11 protein-coding genes are annotated in these 8,179 nt (G+C 62.3%); 5 read left to right on the top strand and 6 right to left on the bottom strand.

Translation table 11 applies throughout. The features are described from left to right. Positions 1-2 precede the first annotated feature (2 nt). Positions 3-860 (top strand): dTDP-4-dehydrorhamnose reductase, encoded by an 858-nt coding sequence (rfbD, locus tag GM676_RS30840; RefSeq protein WP_155468387.1) that lies wholly within the window; start codon positions 3-5, stop codon positions 858-860. 3 nt (positions 861-863) lie between these two features. Here the strand turns inward: rfbD and icd are convergent, their stop codons facing one another. After that, complete coding sequence (gene icd / locus GM676_RS30835; RefSeq protein ID WP_155468386.1) at positions 864-2,120, bottom strand: NADP-dependent isocitrate dehydrogenase; 1,257 nt, start codon at positions 2,118-2,120, stop codon at positions 864-866. 118 nt (positions 2,121-2,238) lie between these two features. On the opposite strand from icd, the gene GM676_RS30830 reads away from it, so the two are divergent. The 3 genes from GM676_RS30830 (at position 2,239) to GM676_RS30820 (ending at position 3,414) form a co-directional block, all read left to right on the top strand. After that, entirely contained in the window at positions 2,239-2,799 is a 561-nt protein-coding gene (locus tag GM676_RS30830; protein WP_155468385.1) for a pseudouridine synthase, read from the top strand. 61 nt (positions 2,800-2,860) lie between these two features. Continuing rightward, complete coding sequence (locus tag GM676_RS30825) at positions 2,861-3,205, top strand: hypothetical protein (protein ID WP_155468384.1); 345 nt, start codon at positions 2,861-2,863, stop codon at positions 3,203-3,205. Then, positions 3,193-3,414: a hypothetical protein gene (locus GM676_RS30820; RefSeq protein WP_155468383.1), complete on the top strand. Its 222-nt coding sequence runs from the start codon at positions 3,193-3,195 to the stop codon at positions 3,412-3,414. Before GM676_RS30825 ends, GM676_RS30820 begins: the two co-directional genes overlap by 13 nt. Before the next feature lie 295 nt (positions 3,415-3,709). Here the strand turns inward: GM676_RS30820 and rpsT are convergent, their stop codons facing one another. After that, the gene (rpsT, locus tag GM676_RS30815; RefSeq protein WP_055937377.1) at positions 3,710-3,976 is read right to left on the bottom strand and encodes a 30S ribosomal protein S20; all 267 of its coding nucleotides are present in this window, start codon (positions 3,974-3,976) and stop codon (positions 3,710-3,712) included. Between the two features lie 195 nt (positions 3,977-4,171). On the opposite strand from rpsT, the gene murJ reads away from it, so the two are divergent. Next, positions 4,172-5,710 (top strand): murein biosynthesis integral membrane protein MurJ, encoded by a 1,539-nt coding sequence (murJ, locus tag GM676_RS30810; RefSeq protein ID WP_155468382.1) that lies wholly within the window; start codon positions 4,172-4,174, stop codon positions 5,708-5,710. A gap of 62 nt (positions 5,711-5,772) precedes the next feature. Here murJ and GM676_RS30805 read toward each other — a convergent pair whose 3' ends face one another. The 4 genes from GM676_RS30805 to GM676_RS30790 all read right to left on the bottom strand — a co-directional run bounded on the left by GM676_RS30805 (position 5,773) and on the right by GM676_RS30790 (position 8,031). Next, entirely contained in the window at positions 5,773-6,276 is a 504-nt protein-coding gene (locus GM676_RS30805; RefSeq protein ID WP_155468381.1) for an FxDxF family PEP-CTERM protein, read from the bottom strand. 207 nt (positions 6,277-6,483) lie between these two features. Beyond that, entirely contained in the window at positions 6,484-7,185 is a 702-nt protein-coding gene (locus GM676_RS30800; RefSeq protein WP_229262936.1) for a type II secretion system protein, read from the bottom strand. 1 nt (position 7,186) lies between these two features. Next, the gene (locus GM676_RS30795) at positions 7,187-7,558 is read right to left on the bottom strand and encodes a type II secretion system protein (RefSeq protein WP_155468380.1); all 372 of its coding nucleotides are present in this window, start codon (positions 7,556-7,558) and stop codon (positions 7,187-7,189) included. Between the two features lie 2 nt (positions 7,559-7,560). Beyond that, a complete protein-coding gene (locus tag GM676_RS30790) occupies positions 7,561-8,031 on the bottom strand; it encodes a type II secretion system protein (protein ID WP_155468379.1) in 471 nt (156 codons plus the stop codon). Positions 8,032-8,179 lie beyond the last annotated feature (148 nt).

Here is an 8,179-nt window from a genome sequence, read left to right as displayed (position 1 = left end):
GCATGAAGGTGCTGCTGACCGGCAGCACCGGCCAAGTGGGGTACGAACTGGCGCGCAGCCTGCAAGGCGTGGGCGAGGTGGTGGCGGTGGACCGCAATGTGATGGACCTGTCCAATCTGGATCAGGTACGCGACGTGATCCGCAGCGTCAAGCCGCAACTGATCGTCAATCCGGCCGCCTACACGGCGGTGGACAAGGCTGAAAGCGAGCCGGAGCTGGCGCACCGCATCAACGCCGAGGCGCCGGGCGTGATGGCCGAGGAAGCCAGGGCGCTGGGCGCGGCGCTGGTGCATTATTCCACCGATTATGTGTTCGACGGTGCGCAGCCGTCGCCGCGCGTGGAGGATGATCCGGTCGGCCCGCTCAACGTCTACGGCGCCAGCAAGCTGGCCGGCGAACAGGCGATCGCGGCGGCCGGCATTCCGCACCTGATCTTCCGCACCAGCTGGGTGTACGGCATGCGCGGCAAGAACTTCCTGCTGACCATGTTGCGCCTGGCGAAAGAGCGCGACGAACTGCGGGTGGTGGCGGACCAGCACGGCGCGCCGACCTGGAGCCGCACCATCGCCGACATCACGGCGCAGGTGCTGTCGCAGGCACATGCCGGCGGACGCGAGTGGTGGGTGCAGAACAGCGGCGTGTATCACCTGAGCGCGCAGGGCCAGACCACCTGGCACGCGTTCACCGAGGCCATCATTGCCGAGGCGGGCCTGAACTGCAAAGTATTGCCGATCACCACCGCCGACTATCCGACCCCGGCGCGCCGTCCGCAGTATTCCGTGATGTCGTCCGAGCGCCTGATGGCGCGCTTCTGCCATCTGCCGGACTGGCGAAGCGCGCTGCATCTTTGCATGAAGTAGAGCTTACTGCATCTGCTCGATCATCACTTCGCCAAAGCCGGAGCAGGAAACCTGCACGGCGTTTTCCATCAGGCGCGCGAAGTCGTAGGTGACGTGCTTGGAATCGATCGCCTTCTCCATCGATCTGATGATCAGGTCGGCCGCTTCGGTCCAGCCCATGTGGCGCAGCATCATCTCGGCCGACAGGATCATCGAGCCCGGGTTGACGTAGTCCTTGCCGGCGTACTTCGGCGCGGTGCCGTGGGTGGCTTCGAACATGGCCACCGAGTCCGACATATTGGCGCCCGGCGCGATGCCGATGCCGCCCACTTGCGCCGCCAATGCGTCAGACACGTAATCGCCGTTCAGGTTCAATGTTGCGATCACGCTGTATTCCGCCGGACGCAGCAGGATCTGTTGCAGGAAGGCGTCGGCAATCGAATCCTTGATGGTGATGTCGCGGCCGGTCTTCGGGTTCTTGAACTTGCACCACGGGCCGCCGTCGACCAGCTCGGCGCCGAATTCCTTTTGCGCCAGCGCGTAGGCCCAGTCACGGAAGCCGCCTTCGGTGTACTTCATGATATTGCCCTTGTGGACAATCGTCACCGATGGCTTGTCGTTGTCGATGGCGTACTGGATGGCCTTGCGCATCAGGCGCTCGGTTCCCTCCACCGACACCGGCTTGATGCCGATGGCCGAGGTGTCCGGGAAGCGGATCTTGTTGGCGCCCAGCTCATTGACCAGGAAGTCGATCAGCTTCTTCGCGCCTTCGCTGCCCTGGGTGTATTCGATGCCGGCGTAGATGTCTTCGGAGTTTTCGCGGAAGATCACCATATTGGTTTTTTCCGGCTCTTTCAGCGGCGACGGCACACCGGTGAAGTAGCGCACCGGACGCAGGCAGACGTACAGGTCCAGCTGCTGGCGCAGCGCCACGTTGAGCGAGCGGATGCCGCCGCCCACCGGCGTGGTCAGCGGGCCCTTGATCGAGACCAGGTAATCCTTCACCGCCGCCAGGGTTTCCTCCGGCAGCCACACGTCCGGGCCGTACACCTGGGTCGATTTTTCACCGGCAAAAATTTCCATCCAGCGGATCTGGCGCGCGCCGCCGTAGGCCTTGGCCACCGCCGCGTCCACGACTTTCAGCATCACCGGCGTGATGTCGCGGCCGGTACCGTCACCCTCGATATAGGGAATGATCGGGTTATCTGGTACATTCAGGGAAAAATCCGCGTTGACGGTGATTTTCTGGCCGTCCGCCGGTACTTTGATATGTTGATACATCGTGGGGTTCTCCATGGTCCAAGTCTTCTATAAGATATAAGACGAGTGTTTCACATTATGCACGAGTATGTCGCGGCGCGCCAAGGTTTTCAAGCCTACACTACTATAGCTTTCAATAATGTCCTTAATTCTATTCAATAAGCCTTTCCAGGTGCTGTGCCAGTTCTCCCCGCAAGATGGCAAGGCCACGCTGGCCGACCACCTGCGCATCCCCAAGATCTATCCCGCCGGCCGCCTCGACTACGACAGCGAGGGCTTGATGCTGCTGACCGACGACGGCAAGCTGCAACACGCCATCGCCCACCCCGATCACAAGGCTGGCAAGACTTATCTGGTGCAGGTGGAAGGTATTCCCGATGCGGAAACCATGGCGCGGCTGCAAGCGCCGCTCAACCTCGGCGACTTCGTCACCCAGCCCTGCCAGGCGGTGCGCATCGCCGAGCCGGAATGGCTGTGGCCGCGCAATCCGCCGATCCGCCAGCGCACCGACCAGCCCACCAGCTGGCTGGCGATCACGCTACAGGAAGGCAAGAACCGCCAGGTGCGGCGCATGACGGCGGCGGTCGGCCTGCCGACCCTGCGGCTGGTACGCAGCGCCATCGGCGGCATCTCGCTGGCGACCCATCCCCTGATGCCGGGCGAGTGGATGGAAGTGTCGCCGAAAGACCTCAACCGCTAGCAATCCAGCAACAGCTGCCTTAATATTGAGCAGGTGGGCGCCGAGGCGCCTGGAGGATGCCATGCCTGCCGAACCCAGCGCCGCCGACTACACCGAAAGCCCCTACTATCTCCAGGCCGTGGCCGCGCTGGCGCGGCGGCAGGCCGTGACCGCCCATCAGGATATCTACTGCGACAGCGGCATGAAGCTGGTGGCGAAAGGCACGGCGCTGGGTGAGGAGCAATTTCAGCGGCTGGCGCGCCACAAGCTGGCCGAACCGCTGGACAACATGCTGATCAGCGAGCGCGCCATCGACGCCGCCAGCCTGTCGAGGCCGGCAAGATCCTCGACCACGACCCCGTCTACACCCGCCTGGCCAACCGCAGCGGTGACGCGCTGGCCATCAAGCACGACTTGGCGGCGCTGACGCTGCCGGCGCCGCTGCTGATGCGCCTGACCGTGCTGCGCGACCAGCGGCCGGCCATGTTCCAGCACGCATTGCGCACCGCCATGATCGCCGGCACGCTGGCGCAGCGCCTCAAGCTGCCGCCGGCCGAGCGCCCGGCGCTGCCGCTGGGGCACGCCTGCATCAACACCGTTTCGACCGCGCCGCCGCCAGTGCGCTGCGCGACCTGATCCACGCCACCGCGGAAGACGCCCAGCGCATGCCGCAGGAGCAACTGGACGCGGCCACCAAGCTGGCCCACCTGACCGACGTGCTGCGCACCTGGCTTTCCCAGCGCGCCGTGCTCGAACAGCTGGTGGCGCCGGCCGAGCAGGGATGAAATCGCATGGCTGCAACGCGACCTGGCGATCGAAATCGACCGCCGCGGCGGCGAGCTGCGCGCCGGCTGAAGCGGACGCACCAACGACAAAAGCCGCACTGGCAAGGCCAGCGCGGCTTTTTGCTTGGTCTTCCTTGAGAGGAAAATTAAGCGGACAGTGCTTTCAGGGCAGCTGCCAGACGGCTCTTGTGACGAGCTGCCTTGTTTTTGTGGATGATCTTCTTGTCAGCGATGCTGTCGATGGTCGACACCGAAGCCTGGAAGATGGTCGTCGCAGCAGCTTTGTCGCCGGCTTGGATGGCCTTACGCACAGCTTTGATAGCGGTGCGCAGGGTCGAACGCTGAGCCGAGTTGTGAGCGTTTTGCTTAACTGCTTGACGAGCGCGTTTACGCGCTTGTGCGGTATTTGCCATGAAATTTCCTAAACAGGTAAATGATGCGTTTGCAAACGTTAATGTTTGCCAAACAGGTGCGTCCAAGGTTGCCATCAGAGCGAACCGTGTGAGTCAAACTACTGCCTGCCAAACATTAATGTCTGCGCAACAGAATTTTGTACAGCCTGTGATTATAGCGATATTTATTGGCAGGAGCAACTATAATCACGTCCCATGAACTTGCTTAAGACACTCTCCGCCATTTCCAGCATGACCATGCTGTCCCGGATTACCGGCCTCCTGCGTGAAACCCTGATTGCCCGCGCCTTCGGCGCCGGCGGCATGACCGACGCCTATATTGTCGCCTTCCGCATCCCCAACCTGCTGCGCCGCCTGTTCGCCGAAGGGGCCTTCTCGCAAGCCTTCGTGCCGATACTCGCCGAATACAAGAACAAGCAGGGCCAGGAGGCCAGCAAGCAGCTGGTGGACCATGTGGCCAACACCCTGGTGTGGTCGACCCTGATCGTGACGGTGATCGGCATTATAGCCTCGCCGCTGTTTATCTACCTGATCGCCAGCGGGCTGGAAGAGACCGGCGCGGCGGTGTGGATGACGCGTCTGATGTTCCCGTATATCACCTTCATGGCGTTTGTGGCCATGGCCGGCGGCGTGCTCAACACCTGGCGCGAGTTCAAGATACCGGCCTTCACGCCGGTGCTGCTGAATATCTCGTCCATTCTCGCCTCGCTGTTCCTGCAACAGCATCTGGAGACGCCGATCTACGCCATGGCGATTGCCGTGTTCGTGGGCGGCGTGTTACAGGTGGCGATACAGATCCCGGCGCTGATGCGCATCGGCATGCTGCCTTCGCTGTCGTGGAACCCCGCCGCCGGCCTGGGCGATCCCGGCGTGCGCCGTGTGCTCAGGAAAATGGGGCCGGCGGTGTTTGCCGTCTCGGCCGCGCAGATCAGCCTGATGATCAACACCAGCATCGCCTCGCGGCTGGAGGAAGGCAGCATTTCCTGGCTGTCCTACGCCGACCGCCTGATGGAATTCCCGACCGCCCTGCTGGGGGTGGCGCTGGGCACCATTTTGCTGCCCAGCCTGTCCAAGGCCACGGCCGACGAGGACCATCAGGAATATTCCGAGCTGCTGGACTGGGGCCTGCGCCTGACCTTCCTGTTGTCGCTGCCGGCGGCGGTGGGACTGGCGGTGCTGGCCGAGCCGATGATCGCCACCCTGTTCCACTACGGCGCCTTTACCGACGAGGCGGCGCGACAATCGGCGCGGCCGCTGATCGCGTATTGCGTCGGCCTGCTGGGGATCATTCTGGTGAAGACGCTGGCGCCGGCGTTTTATGCGCAGCAGAACATCCGCACCCCGGTGCGCATCGCCACCGGCGTGCTGGTGGCGACGCAGTTGATGAACCTTGTATTCGTGCCCTACTTCCAGGTGGCCGGGTTGGCGCTGTCAATCGGCATGGGGGCCTGCCTGAACGCCGTTCTGCTGTACGTGGGACTGCGCCGCCGCAATATCTACCGTCCGCGGCCGGGCTGGCTGCTGTTTTGCGTCAAACTGGTGATCGCCTGCGGCCTGATGGGGGGCACGGCGTGGTTCGGCAGCCAGCAGATCGACTGGATCGGCTTGCAGCACCATGCTTTCCTGCGCTTGGGCGCGCTGTTGCTGCTGGTGGGGGTATGCGCTGTGGTGTATTTTGGCGCGCTGCTGGCCATGGGCTTCCGCCTACGCGACTTCAAGCGCATCGCGCGCTGAGGCGGCAAAACGCCGGACGAAAAAAACCCGCACAAGTGCGGGTTTTTTAATGTCAGCAGAAATTAAGCTGCTTTTTTGGCTTTGCGGCGAGCGATCGCGCCGACCAGGCCCAGGCCGCCCAGCAGCATGCCGTAGGTAGCTGGTTCTGGAACAGCGGTCACCGAAACCGAGCCGTTGAAGAAGGCTTGCGAAGCGGTGCCAGCGGTGTAGCCATGCACGGTCAGGGTCAGCGGAGCCGAGCCGTCGTAGATCAGGTTGCCCGAACGCAGTTTGCCAGCGGCGTTAGCTGCCAAGTCAAACACATGACCGTCCAGAACCACGCCGCCGGCCGCGAAGTCCAGACGGGTTGCCGAGATCGATGCGTCGATGTTGTAGATGCCAGCCGCCAGACCGGTGAAGGTCACGGTCTGGAAGAACTCGGTGCCCGAAACGACGGACGAAGCGAAAGCGTCGCTGTGGAACGAAGCCAAACCGTCAGCATCGAACACGGAAGTTGCTGCGCTGGCAGCCTGGGAAACGAAACCGGCTACGGCGAACAGGGCCGCTGCCAGGACAGTCTTGGTCATTTTCATGTATGTGTCACCAAAAAAGGATGCCGTACTGGCATCGGGGGTTAATAGGAGTACTTCGGACAGAATAATAACATAAGAACACAAGTTGCAATTGCAATATATTTATTTTTAATTTCTTTTTTGCAATTGCAGCTGTAGTGGACAGTTATTTTTGAGCGGCGCACCATTTTCGGGCGGATTTCGTTACTTTTAGTGAGAAAGTTAGCGGGTTTGCGGCTCTTCCGGCGGGTCCGGTGGCGCGGTCGGCGGCGTTGTTTCGGCTGGGGCGACTTGTGCTTCGCCAGGAACGGCAGGAGCATTTTCAGTTTCCGACTGGACAGGCGGCGCCGGCGGCGTTGACAAAGGGTTGCTTTGCGGCGTCATGGGGGAAGTCTGTTGTGTGACAACCACATTTCCCCCGGCAGGTGCTTCGGCAGCGGGCATGAATTTCCAATCGGAAATATGACTCTTGCCTTCAAAACCAGAATATCGTGCGGGGAAATTCCCAATTTTCACAGGTTTTGCATCGGACAGGCTGTACACCGCCAACACGCCGATTTTATCGCCCCGGTAGACAATGCCCCACTCCGCCTTCCCCGTCATGGGATCGACAAAAATCTTGCGCAGGTGGCGCCGGGTGCCGGGAAAACGGGGGTCCTTGAGTAATTCTTTCAGCGATGGCGGCTGTGTCGGCATGCCTTGCGGGGTGGCGTCGGCATAGCTTTTCAGCGCGTCGCTAAACGCGGCGCCGATGTCCAGCAGCTCTTGCTCTGCTCTGCTGCGTTGCAGCACCGAACCCAGTTTAACGGCCGAAGCGGCCACCAAAGCAATGATCGCAACGACAATAATCAGGCTCAGATAGGTGAATCCGCGCGCGTTTTGCCGTCGCCGCGCAAGGTGCTGCAATGTTGACGGTTCGGCCATATCACCAGTCGGCGTAAGGCTTGCCGCCGCGGTCGCCGCCGGGCGCGCCGCTGCGGATGTTGTAGACGCCGCCCTTGGCGCCGTCTTCCGGCGGCACGATGATCCAGCTGGTGTCGCTTTCGGTGATGGGATCGTAAGGCAACGCGCGCAGGTATTTTTTCTCCACCAGCTGCTCCAGCGAATCGGGATAGCGGCCGGTGTCGCCATAGTACTGGTCCAGCACCTGGCGCACATTGCGCAGGTTATCGGCCAGCACCACTTCCTTCGACTTGTCGATGCTGGGGAAATAGCGCGGCACGGCCAGCGTCAGCATCAGGGCGACGATGCCCAGCACCACCAGCAATTCGATCAGCGTGAATCCTTTGCGCTTCATGGTCACCACTTTTTATACGGTACGCCGTTCAGGCCCGGTTTTTCACTGAGGCTGTAGACATCGTAGACGTCCTCGCCCTCCCTCGGCTGGTCGGCCTCGCTGGCGTAGCTGCGCTTGCCCCAGGTTTGGGCGTCGCTCAGGGTGCTGTCGGCGTTGAACGGATCGCGCGGCACGCGGCGCAGGAAGTAAATCTTGGCGTGCTTGGGATTTTGCAGGTCCGGCACGCCCTCGACCAGTTGCTCCAGCGTTTTCGGATAGCCGCTGGCGGCCAGTGTCTTGGCGATGCGGCCCTGGTCGTAGGCCAGCTTATAGGCATCCAGCGCATGGCGGATCTCGCGCAGCGATTCGCGCAAATCCTGCTCCTGGCGGCGCTGCACCACCACTTGCGCGGTCGGGATCACCAGTGCGCTGAGCAGGCCGAGGATGGCCAGCGTCACCAGCAGCTCGATCAGGGTGAACCCACGCGCGCGCATCGTCAGGCCCGGCTTATTGCTGCACCGGCGGCGCGGCTTCGGTGGCCGGCGCCGGCGATGGCGATGGCTCGGCCGCCGGCGGCTGCACGGCTTGCGGCTGCGCGCCTTGCGTCGGCGGCAGCGGCGCAGGCTGCGTCTGCGACAGCGG

The organism is Duganella radicis, from assembly GCF_009720825.1.
In the GTDB taxonomy this organism is placed as follows: domain Bacteria; phylum Pseudomonadota; class Gammaproteobacteria; order Burkholderiales; family Burkholderiaceae_D; genus Rugamonas; species Rugamonas radicis.
This window is presented reverse-complemented; position numbering and strand designations above follow the sequence as displayed.

Coding starts and splice junctions, on each gene's coding strand:
- GM676_RS30825 (WP_155468384.1), top strand. CDS start 2,861: ATGCCTGCCGAACCCAGCGCCGCCGACTACACCGAAAGCCCCTACTAT.
- GM676_RS30790 (WP_155468379.1), bottom strand. CDS start 8,031: ATGCGCGCGCGTGGGTTCACCCTGATCGAGCTGCTGGTGACGCTGGCC.
- GM676_RS30800 (WP_229262936.1), bottom strand. CDS start 7,185: ATGGCCGAACCGTCAACATTGCAGCACCTTGCGCGGCGACGGCAAAAC.
- murJ (WP_155468382.1), top strand. CDS start 4,172: ATGAACTTGCTTAAGACACTCTCCGCCATTTCCAGCATGACCATGCTG.
- GM676_RS30830 (WP_155468385.1), top strand. CDS start 2,239: ATGTCCTTAATTCTATTCAATAAGCCTTTCCAGGTGCTGTGCCAGTTC.
- rfbD (WP_155468387.1), top strand. CDS start 3: ATGAAGGTGCTGCTGACCGGCAGCACCGGCCAAGTGGGGTACGAACTG.
- icd (WP_155468386.1), bottom strand. CDS start 2,120: ATGTATCAACATATCAAAGTACCGGCGGACGGCCAGAAAATCACCGTC.
- GM676_RS30795 (WP_155468380.1), bottom strand. CDS start 7,558: ATGAAGCGCAAAGGATTCACGCTGATCGAATTGCTGGTGGTGCTGGGC.
- rpsT (WP_055937377.1), bottom strand. CDS start 3,976: ATGGCAAATACCGCACAAGCGCGTAAACGCGCTCGTCAAGCAGTTAAG.
- GM676_RS30805 (WP_155468381.1), bottom strand. CDS start 6,276: ATGACCAAGACTGTCCTGGCAGCGGCCCTGTTCGCCGTAGCCGGTTTC.